The 23,881-nt window shown below is 32.9% G+C and carries 22 protein-coding genes; 11 read left to right on the top strand and 11 right to left on the bottom strand.

What is annotated here, in order from left to right:
* Nucleotides 1–17: 17 nt before the first annotated feature.
* Nucleotides 18–905: an ACP S-malonyltransferase gene (gene fabD / locus C8N26_RS00755; RefSeq protein ID WP_120185619.1), complete on the top strand. Its 888-nt coding sequence runs from the start codon at nucleotides 18–20 to the stop codon at nucleotides 903–905.
* A gap of 49 nt (nucleotides 906–954) precedes the next feature.
* Here fabD and C8N26_RS00750 read toward each other — a convergent pair whose 3' ends face one another.
* Entirely contained in the window at nucleotides 955–1,371 is a 417-nt protein-coding gene (locus C8N26_RS00750) for an MFS transporter (protein ID WP_120185618.1), read from the bottom strand.
* A 113-nt stretch (nucleotides 1,372–1,484) separates the two neighbouring features.
* On the bottom strand, nucleotides 1,485–2,609 hold the full coding sequence (locus C8N26_RS00745; RefSeq protein ID WP_120185617.1) for a DegT/DnrJ/EryC1/StrS family aminotransferase: 1,125 nt from the start codon (nucleotides 2,607–2,609) through the stop codon (nucleotides 1,485–1,487).
* 188 nt (nucleotides 2,610–2,797) lie between these two features.
* Here C8N26_RS00745 and C8N26_RS00740 point away from each other — a divergent pair, with 188 nt between their 5' ends.
* Complete coding sequence (locus C8N26_RS00740; RefSeq protein ID WP_120185616.1) at nucleotides 2,798–5,209, top strand: hybrid sensor histidine kinase/response regulator; 2,412 nt, start codon at nucleotides 2,798–2,800, stop codon at nucleotides 5,207–5,209.
* On the opposite strand, the gene C8N26_RS00735 is transcribed toward C8N26_RS00740, so the two are convergent.
* The 3 genes from C8N26_RS00735 to C8N26_RS00725 form a co-directional block, all read right to left on the bottom strand.
* Nucleotides 5,202–6,536: a sigma-54-dependent transcriptional regulator gene (locus C8N26_RS00735; RefSeq protein WP_120185615.1), complete on the bottom strand. Its 1,335-nt coding sequence runs from the start codon at nucleotides 6,534–6,536 to the stop codon at nucleotides 5,202–5,204. The two genes, C8N26_RS00740 and C8N26_RS00735, sit on opposite strands and share 8 nt — an antisense overlap.
* Before the next feature lie 110 nt (nucleotides 6,537–6,646).
* On the bottom strand, nucleotides 6,647–6,955 hold the full coding sequence (locus C8N26_RS00730) for a hypothetical protein (RefSeq protein ID WP_120185614.1): 309 nt from the start codon (nucleotides 6,953–6,955) through the stop codon (nucleotides 6,647–6,649).
* Nucleotides 6,956–7,014: 59 nt separating this feature from the next.
* Nucleotides 7,015–7,323, bottom strand: a complete 309-nt coding sequence (locus C8N26_RS00725) for a hypothetical protein (RefSeq protein WP_120185613.1) — start codon at nucleotides 7,321–7,323, stop codon at nucleotides 7,015–7,017.
* A 251-nt stretch (nucleotides 7,324–7,574) separates the two neighbouring features.
* Between C8N26_RS00725 and C8N26_RS00720 the strand changes: the two genes are divergently transcribed.
* Both C8N26_RS00720 and C8N26_RS00715 read left to right on the top strand, forming a co-directional pair.
* The gene (locus C8N26_RS00720) at nucleotides 7,575–9,959 is read left to right on the top strand and encodes a penicillin acylase family protein (RefSeq protein WP_120185612.1); all 2,385 of its coding nucleotides are present in this window, start codon (nucleotides 7,575–7,577) and stop codon (nucleotides 9,957–9,959) included.
* A gap of 87 nt (nucleotides 9,960–10,046) precedes the next feature.
* Nucleotides 10,047–10,604 (top strand): hypothetical protein, encoded by a 558-nt coding sequence (locus C8N26_RS00715; RefSeq protein ID WP_120185611.1) that lies wholly within the window; start codon nucleotides 10,047–10,049, stop codon nucleotides 10,602–10,604.
* Here C8N26_RS00715 and C8N26_RS00710 read toward each other — a convergent pair.
* From C8N26_RS00710 to C8N26_RS00685, 6 genes are read right to left on the bottom strand one after another with little or no spacing between them, the layout of a single operon-like run.
* Nucleotides 10,601–11,335 carry a nitroreductase family protein gene (locus tag C8N26_RS00710; RefSeq protein WP_120185610.1) on the bottom strand — a complete coding sequence of 245 codons (735 nt, stop codon included), beginning with the start codon at nucleotides 11,333–11,335 and terminating at the stop codon, nucleotides 10,601–10,603. The genes C8N26_RS00715 and C8N26_RS00710 overlap by 4 nt on opposite strands.
* A gap of 51 nt (nucleotides 11,336–11,386) precedes the next feature.
* Nucleotides 11,387–12,760 carry an aldehyde dehydrogenase gene (locus tag C8N26_RS00705; protein ID WP_120185609.1) on the bottom strand — a complete coding sequence of 458 codons (1,374 nt, stop codon included), beginning with the start codon at nucleotides 12,758–12,760 and terminating at the stop codon, nucleotides 11,387–11,389.
* Between the two features lie 3 nt (nucleotides 12,761–12,763).
* The gene (locus C8N26_RS00700; protein ID WP_120185608.1) at nucleotides 12,764–13,795 is read right to left on the bottom strand and encodes an alkane 1-monooxygenase; all 1,032 of its coding nucleotides are present in this window, start codon (nucleotides 13,793–13,795) and stop codon (nucleotides 12,764–12,766) included.
* 29 nt (nucleotides 13,796–13,824) lie between these two features.
* On the bottom strand, nucleotides 13,825–14,511 hold the full coding sequence (locus tag C8N26_RS00695) for an RluA family pseudouridine synthase (RefSeq protein ID WP_120185607.1): 687 nt from the start codon (nucleotides 14,509–14,511) through the stop codon (nucleotides 13,825–13,827).
* Between the two features lie 30 nt (nucleotides 14,512–14,541).
* Nucleotides 14,542–15,153 carry a ribosome biogenesis GTP-binding protein YihA/YsxC gene (yihA, locus tag C8N26_RS00690; RefSeq protein WP_120185606.1) on the bottom strand — a complete coding sequence of 204 codons (612 nt, stop codon included), beginning with the start codon at nucleotides 15,151–15,153 and terminating at the stop codon, nucleotides 14,542–14,544.
* A gap of 19 nt (nucleotides 15,154–15,172) precedes the next feature.
* Entirely contained in the window at nucleotides 15,173–15,937 is a 765-nt protein-coding gene (locus tag C8N26_RS00685; protein WP_120185605.1) for an alpha/beta fold hydrolase, read from the bottom strand.
* Between the two features lie 201 nt (nucleotides 15,938–16,138).
* Between C8N26_RS00685 and mraZ the strand changes: the two genes are divergently transcribed.
* From mraZ to murD, 7 genes are read left to right on the top strand one after another with little or no spacing between them, the layout of a single operon-like run.
* The gene (mraZ, locus tag C8N26_RS00680) at nucleotides 16,139–16,606 is read left to right on the top strand and encodes a division/cell wall cluster transcriptional repressor MraZ (protein ID WP_028891256.1); all 468 of its coding nucleotides are present in this window, start codon (nucleotides 16,139–16,141) and stop codon (nucleotides 16,604–16,606) included.
* Nucleotides 16,593–17,489: a 16S rRNA (cytosine(1402)-N(4))-methyltransferase RsmH gene (rsmH, locus tag C8N26_RS00675; RefSeq protein WP_120185604.1), complete on the top strand. Its 897-nt coding sequence runs from the start codon at nucleotides 16,593–16,595 to the stop codon at nucleotides 17,487–17,489. Before mraZ ends, rsmH begins: the two co-directional genes overlap by 14 nt.
* On the top strand, nucleotides 17,489–17,821 hold the full coding sequence (locus C8N26_RS00670; RefSeq protein ID WP_028891254.1) for an FtsL-like putative cell division protein: 333 nt from the start codon (nucleotides 17,489–17,491) through the stop codon (nucleotides 17,819–17,821). Before rsmH ends, C8N26_RS00670 begins: the two co-directional genes overlap by 1 nt.
* A 56-nt stretch (nucleotides 17,822–17,877) precedes the next feature.
* Nucleotides 17,878–19,839, top strand: coding sequence for a penicillin-binding protein (locus tag C8N26_RS00665; protein WP_120185603.1), 1,962 nt, complete (start codon nucleotides 17,878–17,880; stop codon nucleotides 19,837–19,839).
* Nucleotides 19,840–21,306 (top strand): UDP-N-acetylmuramoyl-L-alanyl-D-glutamate--2,6-diaminopimelate ligase, encoded by a 1,467-nt coding sequence (locus C8N26_RS00660; protein WP_120185602.1) that lies wholly within the window; start codon nucleotides 19,840–19,842, stop codon nucleotides 21,304–21,306.
* 3 nt (nucleotides 21,307–21,309) lie between these two features.
* On the top strand, nucleotides 21,310–22,536 hold the full coding sequence (mraY, locus tag C8N26_RS00655) for a phospho-N-acetylmuramoyl-pentapeptide-transferase (protein ID WP_120185601.1): 1,227 nt from the start codon (nucleotides 21,310–21,312) through the stop codon (nucleotides 22,534–22,536).
* Complete coding sequence (murD, locus tag C8N26_RS00650; RefSeq protein WP_120185600.1) at nucleotides 22,537–23,871, top strand: UDP-N-acetylmuramoyl-L-alanine--D-glutamate ligase; 1,335 nt, start codon at nucleotides 22,537–22,539, stop codon at nucleotides 23,869–23,871. It begins immediately after the preceding gene.
* Nucleotides 23,872–23,881 lie beyond the last annotated feature (10 nt).

Below are 23,881 nucleotides of genomic sequence, written 5' to 3'. Positions count from 1 at the left end.
AACAACAAAATAAATAGATGAAAGCATATATTTTTCCAGGTCAAGGAGCACAATTTACAGGAATGGGATTAGATTTATATGAAAATTCACCATTAGCTCAAGAACTTTTTGAAAAAGCAAATAATATATTAGGTTTTAGCATTACCGATGTGATGTTTGAAGGTACTGCTGAAGAATTAAAACAAACAAAAGTAACGCAACCAGCGATCTTTTTACATTCGGTAATTTTAGCGAAAGTTTTAGGGGATGATTTTAAGCCAGAAATGGTGGCAGGTCATTCATTAGGAGAATTATCAGCATTAGTAGCAAACGAAGTATTATCTTTTGAAGATGGATTAAAATTGGTTTCTAAACGTGCTTTAGCAATGCAAAAAGCATGTGAAATTCAACCATCAACAATGGCAGCTGTTTTAGGATTAGAAGATAAAGTTGTGGAAGATACTTGTGCAGAAATAGATGGAGTAGTAGTAGCAGCAAATTATAATTGCCCAGGTCAGTTAGTAATTTCTGGAGAAGTTGAAGCAGTTGAAAAAGCATGTGCAGCGTTAACAGAAAAAGGAGCAAAAAGAGCGTTAGTGTTACCTGTAGGAGGAGCATTTCACTCACCAATGATGGAGCCTGCTCGTGAAGAGTTAGCAGCAGCAATTGAAGAAACTACTTTTAACGAGCCTATTTGCCCAGTATATCAAAATGTAGTAGCTAAGGCTGTAACAAATCCTGCTGAAATTAAAGAAAACTTGATAGCTCAATTAACAGCACCTGTAAGATGGACACAATGTGTACAAGCAATGGTTGCTGATGGTGGTACAGAGTTTGTTGAAGTAGGTCCTGGTAAAGTATTACAAGGCTTAATGCGTAAGATTGATAGAAACGTAGCAGCTAGCGGAGCTAGTTTTGAAGCGTAATAAAATTTATATAAAAATAAAAAAGCGAACTCATTTGAGTTCGCTTTTTTTATGATCGTAGTTCAGAATCTTTAATATCTAAGGTTCTAACAATTTGATGCTCTTTAGGCGCCAAGAGAATCATATAAATTAATAAGATTACTCCTAACAGTAAAAAGTCAGGTTTTAAAAATAAAATGATAAAACAAGCCCCTTCAATAGTAGCCCATCTTACCATTGAAGCTGTTTGGTAAACCGCAAACTTTTCTTCATTAGTAGTACTTTTTTGTACGTTTTTCAGCATGTTTTTAAACATGAAATTACTAAAAACGTAAGCAATTGCAGGAATAAAAGCAAATAGTAAAGAAGCGTCATCGATAACCATACTAAAAATATTTTCAAAATCTCCTAAAATAAAATATGCCAAAGTAACCCCAGCAACTAAAGCTAGATGGATAAATTTTAATGTTTTAACTTTCTGTTTCATAGTTTGTTGTTTTTTAAAAAATTAACTACTTCCCATGAGGTTATTCATAGGAAGCTATTTTAAGTGTTTCGAGGCAATTCTCAGGAAATTAAATCTTGGCTATCGCTCTGCGATTAAATAAAATCGTTAATAGTTTTCGTAATAAAAGCTAATTGCTCTTCATCCAATTCTGTATGCATAGGTAACGAAATTACTTCATCAATTAATTGATTGGTAATCGTAAAATCAGCCTCGTTATATCGGTCATCTTGATATGCTTTTTGAGCATGTAGCGGTACAGGGTAATAGATAGCGTTAGGAATTTCGTTATCTAATAAATGTTGATGTAATTCATCACGTTTTCCATTGGTAATTCTCAAGGTATATTGGTGGAAAACATGCGTTGTAAAATCACTAATTGTTGGTGTGATAATATTTGGGTTGTTAGCAAAAGCGTTTGAATAATATTCAGCAGCCTTTCTACGAGCATCACAATAGCTATCTAATAAAGGTAGCTTAGCTTTTAATACAGCTGCTTGAATAGAATCTAAACGAGAGTTTACTCCAACTACATCGTGATAGTAACGTTTATACATACCATGGTTTACCATTCCACGAAGCGTGTGCGCTAATTCATCATTATTGGTAAAAATAGCACCACCATCACCATAGCAACCTAAGTTTTTAGAAGGGAAGAAAGAGGTAGTACCAACATCACCCATAGTTCCTGCTTTCTTCTTTGTTCCGTTAGAAAAAGTATAATCAGCACCAATAGCTTGTGCGTTATCTTCAATAACAAATAAGTTATGTTCTTTAGCAACTTCTAAAACAGCTTCCATATTAGCACATTGCCCAAATAAATGAACAGGAACAATTGCCTTCGTTTTTGGGGTAATCGCTTTTTTTAAAGCTTCAATATCTATGTTAAACGTATCTGGTTCAACATCGACTAATACAGGAGTTAATTTTAATAAACCAATTACTTCTACAGTAGCAGCAAATGTAAAATCAGCAGTGATAACTTCATCTCCTTGCTCTAAACCTAAGCCCATCATAGCTATTTGTAAAGCATCGGTACCATTAGCACATGGAATTACATGCTTAACCCCTAAATATTTTTCTAAATCTGCTTGAAACTCATGAACATACGGTCCGTTAATATATGCTGAAGAATTTAAAACCTCTTGAATTGAAGCATCAACTGTATCTTTTATTTTTTGATATTGACTTTGTAAGTCAACCATTTGAATTTTTCTCATTGAACATGATTTTTATAAGCATCAAAAATACGAACAATCTTTCATTGTTTTAAATCTTTAAAGAAAATTATAAAAGGTGTGATTTGTAACTAAAAGTAAGTGTTTAGAGGTGTATTTAAAGAGTAAAGTATTAACAACAAAAATTACAAGTCTTCGTTTTGTACATATAAAGAGAATAAGGTTAATTAATGAAAGAATCGAAACGTAAAATAGCTTTTAAGGTTTTAGTAGGATATGCTATTCTTGGTGTGTTAGCTATTATTTCTGGAACATTACTTTTTTCTGAAATAAAAACATATATAGAGATTCAAAAACAAGGTATTTCAGATAGAAATAATATTATACAAACAGGAGGTTTAATAGCAGATATTTATGAAAATGAAAATTTAGGTAGAGCAGCTATTCAGCTAAACTCATCTAAACGTTATAATGAGTATGTAGAAGAAAATAAATCATTAATTAAAAAAATTGATTCTTTAAATTTTATAGTAGAAGATACCTCTAAAAAAAATATACTAGATAGTGTAAAGCTTGTTCTAAATAATAAACGTATAAACATTACAAGTTTAAGAAGATTAAATCAGCGAAATGCTTCAGATAAGTCTATAAACGAGGCTATTGATAAATTAGGATCTATTGATTCTCTTTTAGGGAAAGAATCTGTAAAAGACCTTGTTGGTAATCCAGAAAAGTTCAATAAAAAAACAGGATTAAGTTTAGAAAGGTATTTAAAATTATTTGATACTGAAGAGGAAGAAAAATCAGTAGGTGTAACAGAACAAAAACAAATTGATTCTTTGGTGACTGCATCAAAAGAAATACTTCAAAAAGCACAAAGAGAAACAAATGTTAAAAGAAGGTTTTTACGAATAAAAGAAAGAGAATTAATAGAAAACGACGTTACAATTTCAAGAAAGTTACGAGAGGTTTTAAGTGTGCTAGAACGAGATGTTATTTCGAATGCTAATGACGCTTATAAAAAACATGAAGAAACACTTGATAGAAGTAAAAGTATAATTTTTTTAGCGGCTGGTGTTGGTTTTATTATTATTGTCTTGTTCTCAATTATTATTTTAAATGATTTTTGGAGGAGTCAGCATTATAGACAGCAATTAGAAAATGCAAATGCAACTACTTCTTCACTTTTAAAAAGTAGAGAACAGCTTATATCTATGGTAAGTCACGATTTAAGAACCCCCTTAAGTACTATTGCGGGGTTTAGTGAGCTGTTACAAAAATCAATACAAAACAGGAAGGAGAAAAATTATACAACGCATATACAAAATGCTTCAGTTTATATGAAACAGCTTGTAGAGGATCTTTTAGAGTTTTCTAAACTAGAAAATGGAAAAATTACTATAGAAAAAGTTCCTTTTAATTTAGAGGAGAACCTAAAAGAAGTACAAGATAGTGCCAAGAATTTGGTTCAAAACAAACCTATATTAGTACATTTAAAACACGATAAGAGAATCAATTCTTTAGTGGTTAGTGATCCGTTTAGAATAAAGCAAATTCTTTATAATTTAGTTACAAATGCGTGCAAGTTTACAAAAGAGGGAGAGATTACAATTCAAAGTAAGTTAAGAGGGAATGTTGTTGAAATTATAGTAAGCGACACAGGTATCGGAATAAGTAAGGAAAAACAAGATAAAGTTTTTAAAGAGTTTACACAGGTATATGATAAAGAGAATGGATCAAATGGTTTTGGACTTGGTTTGACTATCTCTAGAAGGTTGGCAGAACTTTTGAGAGGTTCTTTAACTCTACAAAGTAGTTTAGGAAAAGGAAGTAGGTTTTCATTGTTTGTACCTGTTACTTTTGCTGAAGAAAAAGTGGTAGAGGATCAAATAAAATCTCAAAATGAAGTGCTAAATATTAATGCTGTAGTGGTAGAGGATGACACTTCTTTAAGAGTGTTTTTAAAAAATATTCTAGAAAGGTTGGGTGTCACGGTAATTTCTTTTAGTAATGCACAGGAAGCATTAAATCAGATAGATAATATCGTTTATGACTTAGTCTTAACGGATATTCAACTTCCAAAAATGAATGGTATTCATTTTATGGAAACTCTAAAGAAACATAATTCTTATAAAGGTCAGCCAATTATTGCAATGACTGGAAGAGCAAATTTGTCGGAAAATGAATATGTAAAAAATGGATTTTCAGATGCTTTAATTAAACCTTTTGAAAGTGAAAGACTCATAGAAGTTTTACAACGTTTTTTTAATGTAAATGTTGATTCTGAAAAGAGAGAAGAAAAAAAGACCAGTAATAAAGAAAACCTAAGCTTTGATATTACTTCATTAAAAACATTTTTAGGTAACGATATTTCAATGGTAGAAAAAACATTAGACTTGTTTGTTAAAGAAACAGAGCAAAATCTATTGTTGTTAGAGCAATCAGTTCATAAAAATGATTTACAATCTTTTCAAACCATTAGCCATAAAATGTTAGGTATGTTTAAGCAGTTAAAGATTGAATCATTGGTAGTGATTTTAGAAAACTTTGAAGTTACCGACAAAATAAACAAGGATAATTGGGACTACTTTAATGAAAAAGTAATGCAATTGTTAAAGGAAATACGAAGTTTTATTAGTTAATTTCGTATTCTTTTAACTTGTTATACAGAGTTTTTCTTGTAATGTTTAATAGTTTGGCAGCTTTTGTTTTATTGTTTCCAGTTTCTTTTAGTGCGTTTATGATAAGTGTTTTTTCATTTTCTTTTGTAGAAAATTTGTTAGAAAAACTATACTGAGCATCAGCATTTTTTAGTTCTTCTGGTAACACTTCTTTTTCAATAATTTCAGTTTGAGATAAAAGCGTAGCTCTTTTAATAACGTTGGATAACTCTCGTAAGTTACCAGGCCAATTATATTGTTGAAATAAAGCTAAGACTTCTTGAGAAAAACCAGCGACTTCTTTATGTAACTGTTGATTTGCTTTTTCTAAAAAGAAGTCAGCGTATAGAATTAAATCATCTTTTCTGTCTTTTAAACTAGGTACTTTAATTGAAAACTCATTTAATCTATGGTATAAATCTTCTCTAAAATTACCGCTTTCAACAGCAGAAAGTAAATCTTCATTAGTAGCGGTAATCAAACGAATGTCTACCATAATTTCTTTACTACTTCCAACAGGCTTAATCTTTCTTTCTTGTAAAGCGCGTAAAAGTTGTACTTGACTTTCATAGTTTAAGTTCCCAACTTCATCTAAAAAAAGAGTTCCTCCGTTTGCAGCTTCAAAATGACCTATTTTATCATTTATAGCTCCTGTAAACGATCCTTTTTGATGCCCAAAGAACTCGCTTGAAGCAATTTCTTTAGGTATGGCTCCACAATCTACAGCAATAAATGGTTTGTCTTTACGTAAACTTTGGGTATGAATAGTGTTTGCAACAACCTCTTTACCTGTACCACTTTCACCTGTAATAAGAACAGACATATCGGTAGGGGCTACTAAATTAATATGCTCGAATAAATTTTTAGACGCAGCACTAATACCAGCAACAATATTAGTATTTGTGGTAATGTTTCTCTTTTGTTCTTTTACAGGGGCTACAAAATCAGTTTTTTCCTCAAGAGCGTTGCTAATCACTTCTAAAACTTCATCAGGGTTAAAAGGCTTAGAAATATAATCAAAAGCTCCTTGTTTCATTGCTTGCACCGCTGTAGAAACTTCAGCATACCCTGTCATTAAAACTACGGGAATATTACTGTTATTGTCCTTACTTAATTTTAACAAGTCAATACCGTTTCCGTCAGGAAGGCGTAAATCAGTAAAAATTAAGTTATAAGGATGATCTTTTAAAAGAGTTGTAGCATTTTTAATTGTATAACTAACATCTACCGTATATTGATGGCGTTCTAAAAAATGCTTTAACATATTTGAAAATGTAACATCGTCTTCTACCAATAAAATCGTTTTCATAAAATATGTTTGTTCTAAATAGTTACTCTAATATAAGCCCTTTATAAACTAAAAAAAAGAGCGTTTTATTACAAAACGCCCTTTTCTCACTAAAATTGAGGGATTATCAATTATTTAACATCTTTGGCATCTAACCAATTTCCGTCTTTGTCAGAGTAAAGAGTTTTAGCTTCGTTTTCAACACTAATTTCTAGTTTGTACTGTTCTTTTCCATTAACATAAGCTTTGCTTAAAGTTGCAGAAGGAAAACTGCTTTTAAGAGCATCAACGATTGCTGTAGGTAGTTTATCTAAAGAAACTTCTTGGAATCCGTTTTCTACAACTGTATATACTGGTGTGATAGGAGAAACAGTATTGTTTGCTGTTGCGTAAGTTGAAACTCCTGTTAAAATTGCTGCTGCTAAAATTAAATTTTTCATGATATTAAGTTTTAAATTGTTTATATATAGATTACTATTATTGGGGGAATAAAAGTGAATTATTTTACGTCTTTAGCGTCTAACCAATTTCCGTCTTTGTCAGCGTAAAGAGTTTTAGTTTCGTTTTCAATACTAATTTCTAGTTTGTATTGTTCTTTTTCGTTAGCATAAGCTTTGTTTAAAGTTGCAGAAGGAAAACTGTTTTTAAGAGCATCAACAATTGCTGTAGGCAGTTTATCTAAAGAAACCTCTTGAAATCCGTTTTCTAAAACTGTTTGTATAGGTGTTATAGGAGAAACAGTGTTGTTTACTGTTGCATAAGTTGATACTCCTGTTAAAATTGCTACTGCTAAAATTAAATTTTTCATGATATTAAGTTTTTAAGTTATTTACTGTTTGCTAGATATATTGAAATAAATATGCCAACGACTCATTTTAAAACTGTATTGAATGTACCTTGTTGTAATACAGGTGCTTGTGTTTTTTTTGTTTTTTGAAGATGGATAGCCAAGTGTGTAAAAAGCGTGTAAACTAAAAATAAAACTGTGTAAATTTTACACTTTTATATCTGTTAGTAACAATAAATAATTCTGTTATCTTTGATAAAAAATCATCCCTAATGAAGTTATTTAAAAAATCTTTAAAAATTGTTCTATTGCTTTTAGTGCTATTAAGTGTTGGAGTTTGGTTATTTACAAAAACGTTACACCCAACGTATAAAGGAGAGTTAGCATTAGCTAATATTTCAGATAAAGTTACGGTGTATTATGATGAGGTTGGAGTACCGCATATCAATGCGCAAAATCAACTAGATGCTTATACTGCTTTAGGGTATGTGCATGCTCAAGATAGATTGTGGCAAATGGAACTAATCAGAAGAATTGCAGCTGGAAGATTAGCAGAAGTTTTTGGAAAAGATTTGGTAAGAGTAGATAAATTTTTCTCTGGATTAGGGATTGAAGAAGCGGCAGAAAAAACAATTCAAGAATTAGATAAAAATTCAGAAGCCTATAAATTAACGGAAGCTTATTTAAACGGAATTAATCAGTTTATTGAAGAAGGAGCCACTCCTTTAGAGTTTTATTTAGTAGGGCTTGATAAAGAAAATTATACAGTTAAAGATGTGTATAATGTTTTCGGTTACATGGCATTTAGTTTTGCTATTGCGCATAAAACCGATCCGTTGTTAACTGAAGTTAAAGAAAAGTTAGGTGAGTCTTATGTAAATGAGTTGTTGAATTCTTTCGATAAAAATTTAACACTGAATAAGACAACGAATAAAGAAGCAATTAAAGCAGAAATGTCTGTTGCGGTTAATGAGATTATAGAGCAATTACCAGTTGCACCTTTTATAGGAAGTAATTCTTGGGTAATTGCACCCCCTAAAACTAAAAACGGTAAAGTAATTTTTGCTAATGACCCGCATATTACATTTTCTCAACCATCGGTTTGGTATCAAAATCATATAAAAACTCCTGATTTTGAAATTTACGGATTTAATTTAGCGTTGATGCCATTTCCGTTATTAGGACATAATAAAGAGTATGCTTACGGATTAACAATGTTGGCAAATGATGATTTGAATTTTTATGTGGAAGAAAACAATCCTGAAAATCCGTTGGAATATAAAACTCCTCAAGGGTATAAGAAATATGAGTTGTGCGATAAGCATATAAAAATTAAAGGAGGAAAAGACACTACGTATCAAGTAAAAGTAAGTAAGCACGGACCAATTATGAATGGGCTGATAGAGCATATTACTGATGATAGACCCGTGGCAATGAACTGGATTTATACGCAGTTACCAAATAAATTATTGGAGGCTTCGTATAAAATGTCGCATGCAAGTTCGTTACAAGATTTTAAAACAGGAACTGCTCAAATACATGCACCAGGACTAAATGTAATGTATGGTGATGCTAAAGGGAATGTGGGTTGGTTTGCCTCAGCAAAACTATATGAGTTAAGAGATAGTTTATCTTCTAAAATGTATTTAAACGGAGCTTCTGGGAACGATGAAATTGTAGAGTATTTAGATTTTGAAGAAAATCCGCAAGCTGAAAATCCTAGTTGGAATTATGTGTATTCAGCAAATAATCAACCTGATTCGGTAAGAGGAAAATTGTATCCTGGATATTATCAGCCTGAAGATAGAGCGAAGAGAATTGTTCAGTTATTAGAACCTAAAAACGATTTTACGAAAGAGGATGTAGCTGAAATGATTTACGATGTAACTTCACCTGTAGTTCCAGAAATCGGGAGAGAATTATTAAATAGTGTGGATAAATCAACACTTTCACCTTCAGCTAAAAAAGCATATTTGGTGTTAGAAAAGTGGGATGGAGAATATTTAAAAACTAATGTAGCTCCGACTATTTATAATCGATTTTTATATGAATTTTTAACCGCTACTTATAAAGATGAATTAGGAGATAGTTTTCAGTTGTTTATAGATACGCAATTACAAGATCAAGTGTTAGCAGAGCAGGCTAAAAGAGAACAATCAGTTTGGTGGGATGATATTTCAACAACAAATAAAGTTGAAACTAGAAATGAAATAATTACCACAGCTTTTCAAAAATCCATCACATTTTTACAAAATCAATTAGGAGAGAATGTAGAAAATTGGACGTGGAATCGCGTAATTTCAGTGGAATACGAACACGCTATTGGTAAAGCTGGTGGTTTGTTACGAAAGTTTTTTAATGTAGGTCCGTTTGAAACCATTGGAGGAAATGAGGTGATTAACAATCAGATTTTTAAGTTGGATAGTACAGGTGTATATAAAATTCACGGAGGGCCTTCAACACGTAGAGTCATTGACTTTTCTGATGTAGAAAATAGTATTGCGATTTTGCCAACTGGGCAATCAGGAAATGTGTTTAGTCCATATTACAAAGACCAAGCTCAAAAATATGTAGATGGTGAGTTTGTGAAAATGAGCCTCAATGAGGTAGCTATAAAGAAGAGTAAAAATAAATTGGTGTTTTTACCGAAGGAATAATTTAGCGTCATTGAGAGGAACGAAGCGATCTTTCTGTTGAAATTTCTTAATATGAAAAAAGTTAATACTTTTACTTAAAAAAAATCTATGAATAATGAAGTCGATATCACTAGCGATGGTATAAACGTATACGTTAGTTTAAGAGTGGTTTCTAACAAAATAGCGAATGCTTTTTTAATATTAGTTAATTGTTTGGTGTTAGTAATTTTAACACTTGTTTTAAGTAAAATTAACATTAAGGAAGAACCTAAGTTAATACTTCCAATAATTATAGTTCCGTGTTTGTTTTTTTATTTCGTGGGACGTTATTGTTTATGGAATTTGTACGGCATAGAAAATATTATAATTAATAAAAACTCACTTAGTTCTTCTTTCGATTATGGCTGGTATAAAACGAACCTAAAAACACAAAAAGTAGGCGAACTTGGTGTTGGTTTTGAAGTTCAAAGAGTAGAGGGTGAAACTAAAAAAGGAGATCTAATAATTGTAGATTATGCTAACGAAGCAAGATTACCTCTAAGAATTTACACAACAAGTGTTTTAATTTCTGAGGATAAAGCAGAGGTCATTCTAGAGGGAATTTCTAAGATTTTTATCAGTGATCTAGATGAAGAGTATGATTTTGTTCCTTTTTCAGAGAATTAAATTTCCCTATAAACCTCTTCAAAAGGAATTCTAAAACGTTCTCCATAAACACCTTCGGGTTTACGGATTCCGCAAGAAACAATCATATTAACTTCTACGCCAAAAGGTAACCCCAGCAAACGTTTTACACGCCAAGTGTCAGAACCTTCCATAGGGCAGGTGTCGTAACCTTCAGCAGCCATTGAGAGCATGAATGTTTGTGCTGCTAACCCACAAGTTTTGTGAGCTACAATGCGCATATCACTGTTGCGAACTTCGCGATAAATAGGTCGAAATATCCCAACAATCGAAAATAGTATATATTTCAACCAGCCAAAAATTCCTAAGAAATCAAAATACGTGAAAGGAATTAGTTTTCCGTAGTAGTTGCGCGCTACTTTTTCTCTACTTCGTTGTTCTGATTTTGGATTGTTTTTACCAAAAACTGTATCCATAAAAGCTAAATTAGCTTTGGCTCTTTTACGCCACAAATCTTTACGAGTAACAAAAACCACTAGCTGCTGAGCAGTTTTAGCTGCATTTTGATTAAAGCATAATGGAGCCATTTTTTTTATAATTTCCTTATCAGTGATATGATAAAACTCCCATAGTTGCATATTGCTACTTGTAGGAGCTAAACTCGCCTGTTCTAAACATTTTTTTACAATGGAAGTGTCTATCGGTTTTTCAGGGTCGTACACTCTTACCGAACGACGATAGTTAACAGCTTCTGATACGGTTTTTTCACTCATTTATTAGGGGTGTCTTGATTCTTATGTCTACTAATCTTTTGTCTAATAAAACTATCCTAATTTCATTAAGGTTTTTAATTGTTGTAGTTTCCCTTTATATGGAGCATATCGAGTAGGAACATCTAGCCAAGTTCCGCGAGAAACCACTCCTTTATGATGAGAAAAAGTATCAAAAGTTTTTTTTCCGTGATAACTACCTATACCACTTTCTCCCACGCCACCAAAAGGCAACCTATGATTAGCAAAATGTACTGTAGTATCGTTTATGGTACCTCCACCAAACGAAAAACGCTCAATCATTTTCTTAGCAAATGAATTTCTATTGGTGAAAACATATAAAGCCAGAGGCTTATCATATTTTGCTGTTATTTTTTCAATATCAGCTTCATTTTCATAGGAAATTAGAGGTAAGATAGGTCCAAAAATTTCGCCTTTCATTACTTCACTATCCAGACTAGGTTCATCAATTAAGGTAGGGGCAATGTAGCAATCATCTCTATCAGTTTGTCCACCAATTACACACTTTTCATTTTCTAGCATAATGGCTAAACGATCAAAGTTTTTAGTGTTTACGATACGTGGAAAATCAAAGGAATTTTGAGGGTTTTCGCCGTAAGATCTAAAAATTTCCTCCTTAAACTCTTGTATAAACTGTTCTTTTACCGACTTATGAATTAATAAATAATCAGGAGCAATACAAGTTTGTCCACCATTAATAAATTTCCCCCAAACCAAACGCTTTGCAGCAAGTTTGATGTTTGCGGTTTCATCAATAATTGATGGGCTTTTTCCTCCTAATTCTAAAGTAACTGGAGTTAGGTGATTTGCCGCAGCTTTGGCTACAATTTTTCCCACAGGAACACTTCCTGTAAAGAAAATATAATCCCAACGTTGTGCTAATAATTCTGTAGAAATAGCTACGCCACCTTCTACCACGGCAACATGATTTTTATCAAAAACAGCTTCGATGATTTCTTTGGTAATTTTACTCGTGTTGGGTGTTAGTTCTGAAGGTTTTAAAACTACAGTATTTCCTGCTGCAATGGCTCCCAATAAAGGAGCAAATGCTAGTTGATACGGATAATTCCAAGGAGCAATAATTAAAACAGTACCATAAGGTTCTTTATAAATTTTTGCTGATGATGGAAAGTTTAATAAAGAAGGCAATACACGCTTGGGTTTGCTCCAAGAATATATGTTTTTTATCGCCATTTTTAACTCAGCCAGTACGATAGAAGTTTCAGTCATCACAGCTTCGTATTCTGATTTTTTAAAATCATCATGTAAAGCTTTAATAATATCTTGTTCCCTTGCAATAAGTTCTTTTTGTAGTCTTTTTAAAGCATTTTTTCTAAAGGAAATATCTTTGGTTTGTTGAGTGGCAAAATAGTTTTTTTGTGATTGAACTAAAGTAGGGATATTCATAGGCTATATATCTTGTAATTTTTTATTCATGATTGAAAACCATAATGGAGGTACCAAAGCTACGAGCATCATACCTGGATAACCAGTAGGCATTTGTGGGCTCTCAGGTAATGATTTTAATAGTTGATAATGTTTACTACCATTATAATGATGGTCGGAATGACGTGATAAATTAAATAACATTAACATACCAATTCTGTGGTCAGAATTCCAAGAATGGGTTCGTTTTACACGTTCGTACCGTCCTTTTTCGTTTTGTTTACGTAGTAGTCCGTAATGTTCTATATAGTTTACAGTTTCTAATAATAAAATTCCAAAAACAGCTGCTGCTGTAAAAGAAAGTAGCGCATTTAATCCAAAGAAAAAGAAAATACCTGCTAATAACAGTATGTTGCAAATCGTATAGATAACCATTCTGTTTTGTAGATGAAACCAATTTCTGTCAGAATTTTTCAATCGTTTATTTTGAGCTTCCCAAGCTTGGTAATAACTTTGAAAATGAGAACGGATCCAGAATAGATATACTATTTCATTTTTTCTTGCGGTTGCAGCATCTTTAGGTGTAGCTACATTAAAATGATGTCCGGCATTATGATAGGGTAAAAAGTGAGTATCTAAAGATGTTAGCAGTAATATTTCGCCTAAAAATTGCTCAAAACGATTGCTGCGATGCCCAAGTTCGTGACCTACATTAATACCAATCACGCCACACATTAATCCCATGGCAGAAACTCTTCCTATATACTCTAAAGTAGTTAATTGAGAGTCTTTCATCATCCATAAAAACCATCCTAAGAAAATTAATTGAACAGGAACTGTTATATATAATATGTAAGTGTATAGTTTGTTTTCTTTTTCTCGCTCTTCCTGTTCTTTGCTGAGGTTTTGTTTGTCTGGGTTGAAAAGTAGTTCGAGCAGTGGAACCAAGCCAAAAAAAATGAATAAAGGTAATAAAGTTAGCCATCCTGTATTGGTAAACGAAATGTAAACAGTAACAGGAAGAATTAAAATCGCTAAAAATTTAAGAGCCTTCATCTTGCATGAAATTTGTCTAAATATACAAATTACAAACAAGCATCCCAAATAGGGTCAGAAGGGGTTGGTGCAGTAATTTTTATGAGTTCTTTACTAACAGGATGTGTAAACTCAATTTTACGAGCATGTAAATGAATACTTCCATCTTTATTGCTTCTCTTAGCTCCATATTTTAAGTCTCCTTTAATGGTAGAGCCAATATTAGAAAGTTGTACACGAATTTGATGATGACGACCTGTTTCTAAATCAACTTCTAGTAACGAATAATTGTCTAATTTTTTAAGTGTTTTATAATGAAGTATAGCTTTTTTACTTCCTTCTACTTCTTTCGTAAAGGCAGTTGATTTATTATTCTTCGGATTCTTTTTAAGGTAATTTGTTAAGGTGTCAGCTGCTTTTTGAGGTTGCTGCTGAACGACTGCCCAATAGTTTTTTTTGATGGTTTTGTTACGTAACATCTTGTTCAAGCGCTCTAAAGCTTTAGATGTACGTGCGTAAATAACAATACCTGTAGTTGGGCGGTCCAATCGGTGAACGGTTCCTAGAAAAACATTACCAGGTTTGTCGTATTTTTCTTTAATGTATTCCTTTACAACATCTGAAAGAGGTTTGTCGCCAGTTTTATCACCTTGCACAATATCACCAGCACGTTTATTAATCACTATAATGTGATTGTCTTCGTGTAGAATTTGTAAGTTTTCTTTAGTGGAGTGCATTGAAGATACTTTCTTAGGGTATGTTGAAAATTATTTAAAATTTTCAGCTACATCTTCGTTTACTTGATTGATGAAGTTTAAAAACTCATCGCGCCCCATTCCTGTTGATGAAGAGGTAACAAAACTCATAGGTAACTCTTCCCAGTAATTTAATAACTTCTTTTTATATGAGGTAATTTGCTTATTTAGCTTTGAGCTTCCTATTTTGTCAGCCTTAGTAAAAACGATACAAAACGGAATGCGGTTTTCACCTAAAAATTGCATAAAGTCCAAGTCTATTTTTTGAGGATCGTGGCGAGAATCAATTAAAACAAAAGTGCAAACTAATTGCTCACGCTCTTTAAAGTAGTTTTCAATAAAAAATTGAAAGATTTGTCTTTTTTTCTTAGAAACCTGCGCATAACCATATCCAGGAAGATCTACTAAAAACCATTCATCATTAATTTTAAAATGGTTGATAAGTTGCGTTTTTCCTGGTTTTCCAGAAGTTTTAGCTAAATCCTTACGTTCCATCAACATGTTGATTAATGAGGATTTACCAACATTAGAACGACCAATAAAAGCGTATTCTGGAATACGATCTTTTGGGGCGTTGATAACATTGCTGTTACTCATTACAAAATCAGCAGATTTAATCTTCATATTATAAGTTAAGCTGTTGTTATATTTCGCGTTTAGAAAGCCAGCTTTCTAAAATTTCATTAAATTCTTCAGGCCTTTCCATCATAGCTGCGTGCCCACATTTATCAACCCAAAATAAATCAGCATTAGGTAATAATTTATGGAAATCTTCAGCTACTTCAGGTGGAGTAACACTGTCTTGTTTTCCCCAAATTAAACAAGTGGGTTGGTTCATATCAGGCAAATCTTTAGCCATGTTGTGTCGAATTGCACTTTTAGCAATCGCTAATGTTCTAATCAATGTATTTCTATCGTTGATAACATCATATACCTGATCTACAAGTTCGTCTGTGGCAATTTCTTTGTCGTAAAAAACATCTTGTGCCTTTTTTCTAACAAATTCTTTATCACCTCTTTTTGGGTAACTATCTCCCATGGAGTTTTCATACAATCCTGAACTACCAGTTAAAACTAAAGCTTTAACTTCTTGAGGGTAATGTTTGGTAAAGTATAAAGCAATATGCCCTCCTAAAGAGTTTCCTAAAAGAGTTACTTCTTCAAGTTCTTTAAATTCGATAAAGTCGTGTAAGAATTTAGCTAAATTCTTAACATTAGTTTTAAGGAGAGGTAAGGTGTATAAGGGTAATTCTGGAATAATAACTTTGTATCCTTTTTTTGAAAGGTGATTAAAAGTTGAGTCAAAATTACTTAAAGCGCCCATTAAGCCATGAAGTATAATAATCGGACTTCCTTCTCCTGCTTCTGCGTATGTAAATTTGCCTTCTTTCTTTAAAAATTCAGTCATAGATTTCTTGTTTGACTTAACCACAAATGTAGTTCTTTTTTGTTAAAATTTCATTTTTATTATTTCAGAGGTTTATATTCTTTGAAAGAGCTTAAGCATCAGTTTTTTAGGGTAAAAACCAAAACTTATTAACAAAGTGGTAAAATGTGGTAAAAAGTGGTAAATATTTTTTATTTTTGATGCAAACTATAGTTTCTTTACGTGGTAAATTTAATTGGGACATACGAATGTAAAGTAGATGCTAAAGGAAGGATGATGATGTCATCAGCTTTCAAGAAGCAGTTGTCTTCTGTGTTGCAAGAAGGTTTTGTGATTAAACGTTCTGTGTTTCAGTCTTGTTTGGAGTTGTATCCTATGCAAGAGTGGAATTTGGTGATGGCAAAAATCAATAAACTAAATCGATTTGTAAAGAAAAATAATGACTTTATCAGGAGGTTTACAGCAGGTGTGAAAGTGGTTGAAATGGATGCTTCCGGTAGGATATTAATTCCAAAAGATTTGTGTCAATTCGCAGAAATAGAAAAAGAAGTAGTGCTTTCGTCTGCAGTAAACATTATTGAGATTTGGGATAAGAATAAGTACGAAAAAGTAATAGATGATGCTGTTGTTGATTTTGCTGATTTAGCGGAAGAAGTAATGGGTAATATAGGAGAAGATGAGTTATCATAGTCCAGTTTTGTTGAAAGAAAGTGTAGATGCACTCAATATTAAAGAGGATGGGGTGTATGTGGATGTGACCTTTGGAGGAGGTGGGCATTCGCGTGAAATATTGAGTCGACTGGGAGAGAAAGGAAGGTTGTTTGCTTTTGATCAAGATCCAGATGCGCAACAAAATAAAATTGACGATCCGCGTTTTGTATTGATTGGTGAGAACTTTCGGTTTATTTCTAGGTTCTTACGCTTTTATGGGGTGAAAAAAGTTAATGGAGTGTTGGCGGATTTAGGTGTGTCTTCTCATCAGTTTGATGAGGCGGAAAGAGGCTTTTCAACTCGTTTTGATGCTGATTTGGATATGAGAATGGATCAGAAATCAGAATTGTCTGGTAAGAAAATCATAAACACATATACTGAAGAGCAATTGTCGGATATATTGTTTTTGTATGGAGAGTTACGAAATGCGCGAACATTAGCGAAAACAATTGTTGAAGCGAGAGCTGAGAAAGAAATCAAAACAAGCTTCGAGTTAAAAGAGGTGTTGCAAAGATTTCTTCCGAAGGCAAAAGAACATAAAATTCTAGCGCAGATTTTTCAAGCAATACGTATTGAGGTGAATCAAGAGTTGGAGGTGTTGAAAGAATTTTTGAAACAGATTCCACAGTTGTTAAATGAAGATGGTAGGTTGAGTGTGATTTCATATCATTCTTTAGAAGATAGGTTGGTGAAGCGATTTATAAGAACAGGGTTGTTTAGTGGAGAGCCAGAAAAAGATTTTTATGGAAACACGAATGAGCCAATGAAAAAAGTAGGTAAAATGATTGTGCCTACAAAAGAAGAAATTAAAGAGAATAATAGAGCGCGTAGTGCAAAACTGCGAATAGCAACGCTAAAGTAATGTCGAACGGAAAGAAGAATATTGTATACAATCTTTTAAGAGGAAGTTTTCTTACAGATGAAAGCTCGTTTAAAAATTGGCGGATTTTAACCTTTGTAGTGCTTCTGTTATTGATGATGATTTATAGCGCGCATAGTGCAGATGCTAAAGTGGTTCAAATAGCAGAGTTGAATAAGAAGAAAAGAGAGTTGCGGGATGAAGATGTAGATACAAGTATACTACTTATGAAGATGAAATTAGAAAGTAGTATTCGAGATAGAGTAAAAAGTAAAGGATTGTATCCTGCAAAAACACCTCCTCAAAAAATTAAAGTAACATATAATAAAGAATAATATAAATGGTCGTTAAAAAAAGCATATTAAACAAACTCTATGTAATAGTTGTTTTAATGACGCTTTTCTTTGTTGTTATCATTTTTAGAGTTTTTAATCTTCAATATGTTGAGGGTGAGAAGTATCGTAAATTATCCTTAGAGAAAACTACGAAGAACGATACTATTTTTGCGAATAGGGGTAATGTGTATGCTGCTGATGGGAATTTGTTGGCAACTTCAATGTCAAAGTTTACAATTCGTATGGATGTGGTAGCTGTAGATTCAGAAGTTTTTGAAAAAAATATCCGTGGATTATCAGAAGCTCTCTCTAATTTATTAGGAAAGCCTGCAAGTTATTATCAGAATAGGTTGCGAGAAGCTAAAAGACGTAAGAATCGCTATTTGTTTATTGCTCGAAATGTTGGGTATAATGATTATGTAAAGATGAAAAGCTTCCCAATTTTTAATCGAGGAGTATATCGAGGTGGTTTTATTGCTGAGCAGCAAACAGTACGTGTGCATCCAATAGGTAAAATAGCTGAACGAACTATTGGGTATGATGATTACAGAGGAGGAGCAGGAATAGAAGGTGCATTTGCTGATTATATGGAGGGAGAAAACGGTTGGCGACTAAAGCAAAAAATAGCTAAAGGTCAATGGAAGCCAATTAATGATGTAAATGAAAAAGAGCCTATTGATGGAAGTGATGTGATAACAACAATTGATGTGAATATTCAAGATATTACACATCATGCTTTGTTACGACAAATGGAGTATTTCGAGGCAGATCATGGTTGTGCTGTAGTAATGGAGGTGGAGACAGGTGAGATTAGAGCGATTTCAAACTTAGGAAAAACATCAAAAGGGAAGTATTACGAAAAAAGAAATTATGCTGTTTGGGAGAGTCATGAACCTGGTTCTACATTTAAACTGGCAAGTTTAATGGTGGCGTTAGAGGACAAAGTGGTAGATACTTCAACAGTGGTAGATTGTGAAAAAGGACGAATTTATATTAATAATCACAAAGTAGAAGATAGTAGATGGGGAGGTTTTGGAAAAATATCTATGGGTAGAGTGTTTGAAGTTTCTTCTAATGTTGGAATTGTAAAAACTATACAAAAGTACTACGATAAAAATCCTAAGAAGTTCACTGAAAGAATTAAATCATTTGGATTAGATCAATTGACGGGAGTGAAAATAAAAGGAGAAGGTAAGCCTTATATACCGGATCCGTCAGAAAAAAGTTGGAGTCCTATTTCGTTAGAATGGATGGCGTGGGGGTATGGAGTGTCATTAACGCCTTTACAAACTTTGGCGTTTTACAACGCAGTAGCTAATGATGGTAAATTAGTAAAACCTTATTTTGTTAAAGAGTTAAGAGTAGGTGGTAAGGTAGAACAGAGTTTTGGTACAGAGGTGTTGAAAGAAAAAATAGCTTCTCAAGAAACTCTAGACAAAGTAAGAAAGGTAATGGAGAATACTATTCAATATGGAACAGGTAAAAAAATCTATTCTCCAAATTTTTCAATGGCAGGAAAAACAGGAACAGCAAAAAAATATATTCCTCGAACTAAGAATGATAAAGGTGAGTATGAAGGAGGTTATTACTCTAATGAGAAATATGTAGCTTCTTTTGCAGGGTTCTTTCCGGCGGATGAGCCTAAATATTCTTGTATAGTAGTGGTACATAGTCCAAAAAAAGAAAAAGGATACTACGGAGCTACAGTTGCAGCACCAATTTTTAAAGAAATAGCTCAGAAAATATATACTTCAACTGCTATTAACAAGCAATTTGTTGCAGATAAAATTTCAGATGAAGTTATTGATGGAGAATACCAAGAGTATTATCAAAATTTAAGGAAATATAAAACCATTATGCCTAAGGTAACAGGTATGAGTGGTATGGATGCCATTGCTTTATTAGAAAACATGGGGTTAAAAGTTAAGTTTTCTGGTATAGGAAAAGTAACAGAGCAATCTGTTGAAAACGGAAAGAAAGTACAAAAAGGTGCAACGGTATATTTAAAATTATCATAGTTGAAGAATTTAAAAAACATATTATATAAGGTAGCTGTAAAAGAAGTTTACGGAAACACGGATATTGATATAAACAATATTCAGTTTGACAGTAGACAAGTGCAGGATAATGATGTTTTTGTAGCGCAAAAAGGAGTAACGGTTGATGGTCATCAGTATATTGAAAAGGCTGTTAGTCTAGGTGCAAAAGCAGTGATTTGTGAAGAGGTTCCTGAAAAAAGAAGCGAACAAATTACCTATATTAAAGTAGAAGATTCAAATGTTGCTTTAGCAATAATAGCAGCAAATTATTATAACAACCCGTCAAAAAGCTTGCAATTAGTAGGAGTTACAGGTACCAATGGTAAAACTACAATTGCAAGCTTATTGTATCAGCTGTTTAAAAAAGCAGGGTATAAAGTAGGATTATTATCAACCGTTAAAATCATGGTTGATGAAATAGAATATAAAGCAACACATACAACACCAAACTCGGTAGCGATAAATGAATATTTGTCTAAGATGGTTGACGAAGGTGTGGAATATTGTTTTATGGAAGTAAGTTCTCACGGAATTCATCAAAAGCGCACCGAAGGATTAGAGTTTGTGGGAGGGGTGTTTACGAATTTATCTCACGATCATTTAGATTATCACGAAACCTTTGCAGAGTATCGTGACGTGAAAAAGTCTTTTTTTGATTCTCTACCAAAATCAGCATTTGCTTTAGTGAATATTGATGATAAGAATGGACAAATAATGTTACAAAACACTAAAGCTATTAAGCAAACCTATGCGCTAAAAACGATAGGAGATTTTAAAGCAAAAGTGTTAGAAAAACGTTTTTCAGGAACCTTGTTGACAATTAATGGAGTTGAAGTTTGGACTAAGTTAATAGGTGAGTTCAATGCGTATAATTTATTAGCTATTTATGGAGTAGCGGAGTTGTTAGGGCTTGAAAAATTAGAGATTTTAAGAATTGTAAGCGAGTTGGAAAGTGTAAGTGGGAGATTTCAATATACAATTTCAAATGAAGGGGTAACAGCAATTGTTGATTATGCACATACTCCTGATGCATTGAAAAATGTATTGCAAACTATTAATGATATCCGTACAGGAAATGAAACAGTAATCACAGTAGTAGGTTGTGGAGGGGATAGAGATGCAACTAAGCGACCAAAAATGGCGTTGATTGCTTCGCAGTTAAGTAATCAAGCAATTTTTACATCAGACAATCCAAGAACTGAAGATCCACAATCGATTATCGATCAGATGGAAGAAGGAGTTGCTGCTGAGAACTATAAAAAAACATTATCGATTTTAGATAGAAGACAAGCGATAAAAACAGCTTGCAAATTGGCAAAAACAGGAGATATTATACTAATTGCAGGGAAAGGACACGAAACCTATCAAGAAATAAATGGGATACGACACCATTTTGATGATTTAGAAGAAATAACCAATTGCTTTAATCAACTAAAAAAACACTAACGAATGCTATATTATTTATTTCAATATCTAGAAAGTGAATTCAGTTTAACTGGAGCCAGTGTCTTCCAGTTTATCACATTCCGATCTGCAATGGCGTTCATTTTGTCTTTGTTGATATCAACCATTTTTGGTAAAAAAATCATTAATTATTTAAGAAGACAACAGGTTGGGGAAACTGTAAGAGATTTAGGTTTAGAAGGACAAGTACAAAAAGCAGGGACCCCTACAATGGGAGGTGTTATTATCATTCTTGCTACGTTGATTCCTGTATTGTTATTGTCGAAACTTGGAAATGTGTACATCATAATTCTATTGATTACGACTATTTGGATGGGGTTCATTGGTTTTACTGATGATTATATAAAGGTATTTAAAAAAGATAAAGCTGGATTAAAAGGAAAGTTTAAGATTTTAGGTCAAGTAGGTCTAGGTCTAATCGTAGGCTCTATGCTGTATTTTCATCCAGATGTAACTATTAAAGAGCAATTACCAGTATCAGAGCAAGTTGTACAAGTAGATGGAAAGAAAAAAGTGTTTGGAGAAGAGCATAAATCAACAAAAACTACAGTTCCGTTTTTAAAAAATAATGAATTAGACTACGCAAAAGCTTTAAGCTTTTTGGGAGATGGATATGAAAAATACGGATGGATAGTATTCATTTTTGTTACTGTTTTTATAGTAACAGGAGTTTCAAATGGAGCAAACTTAACTGATGGTATAGATGGATTAGCAGCAGGTTCTTCTGCAATAATGGTGATGGCTTTGGCAATTTTTGCTTGGGTGTCGGGTAATATCATTTTCGCTGATTATTTAGATGTAATGTATATCCCGAAATCAGGAGAAATGACCGTATTTATTCTAGCATTTGCAGGAGCATTGATAGGGTTCTTATGGTATAACACATATCCAGCTCAAGTATTCATGGGAGATACCGGAAGTTTAACTATTGGAGGAATTATAGCAGTTATAGCCATTGCTATTCGAAAAGAATTGTTGTTGCCAATTTTAGCAGGAATATTTGTGATAGAAAACCTATCGGTAATCTTACAAGTATCATGGTTTAAGTACACAAAAAAGAAATTTGGAGAAGGAAGGAGAATCTTTAAGATGTCGCCTTTGCATCACCATTACCAAAAGTCAGGGTATCATGAAAGTAAAATTGTAGTCCGTTTTTGGATTATTGGAATCCTACTGGCAGTATTTACCATAGTAACATTGAAGTTAAGATAAATGAAGAAGTTAGTTGTGCTTGGTGGAGGAGAAAGTGGTGTAGGAACAGCGCTTTTAGGAAAGAAAAAAGGATATGATGTCTTTGTTTCTGATAAAGGAAGCATAGCAGAACGATACAAAAAAGTTCTTTTACATAATTCAATCGATTTTGAAGAAAATCAGCATACTGAAAGTAAAATTTTAAGTGCTGATGTGGTAATGAAGAGTCCGGGAATTCCAGATAAAGTGGCGCTAGTAAAAAGACTACATTTAGAAGGAGTAAAAGTAATTTCAGAAATTGAATTTGCTGCCCAGTTTACAGATGCAACTATTGTGGGAATTACAGGTTCAAATGGAAAAACGACCACTACAATGTTAACACATTATGTGTTGCAAAAAGCGGGATTGAATGTAGGAGTTGGAGGGAATATTGGTGATAGTTTCGCGGAACAAGTAGCTGATGATAATTACAATGAATATGTGTTGGAGTTGAGTAGTTTTCAGTTGGATGGAATTGAGAATTTTAAACCACATATAGCGGTAATTACAAATATTACACCTGATCATTTAGATCGATACGAATATGAATTTGACAATTACATAAACTCGAAATTCCGTATTACTAAAAACCAAACGGAAGACGATTTTTTAATATACGATGCTGATGATGAAGCAATTCAAAATTGGTTAAAAAATAACAAAACAAGAGCAACCCTAGTACCATTTTCAATAGAGAAAGAATTGGAATACGGAGCTTTTTTAAGACAAGATACGATACTGATGAAATTAAATACAGAAGAAAAATTAATGAAGGTTTCTGAATTAACATTACAAGGAAAACACAATACTAAAAATGTAATGGCGGCATCAATGGCTGCGCGATTGCTAAAAGTAAGAAAGGAAACGATTGCTGAAAGTTTGTCTGATTTTGAAGGTGTAGAACATCGTTTAGAAAAAGTACAAAAAGTTAACGAAATAGAATTCGTTAACGATAGCAAGGCGACCAATGTAAACGCAGCTTACTATGCATTAGAGTGCATGGATAATCCAACAGTTTGGATTGTAGGTGGTGTTGATAAAGGAAATGATTATTCAGATTTATTGCCATTGGTAAGAGAAAAAGTAAAGGCAATAGTTTGTTTGGGCTTAGATAATCAAAAGATAATAGACACTTTTGCAAGTGTAGTTGATATTTTGGTAGAAACTGCAGGAGCAGAAGAAGCGGTTAAAGTAGCCTATAAAATTGCACAAAAAGGTGATACTGTATTATTATCTCCTGCCTGTGCTAGTTTTGACTTATTTGAAAGTTACGAAGATAGAGGAAGAAAATTCAAAGAAGCTGTAAGAAACTTATAAAAGCTAAAAA

Source organism: Tenacibaculum lutimaris (genome assembly GCF_003610735.1).
GTDB classification, from domain to species: Bacteria; Bacteroidota; Bacteroidia; order Flavobacteriales; family Flavobacteriaceae; genus Polaribacter; species Polaribacter lutimaris.
This window is presented reverse-complemented; position numbering and strand designations above follow the sequence as displayed.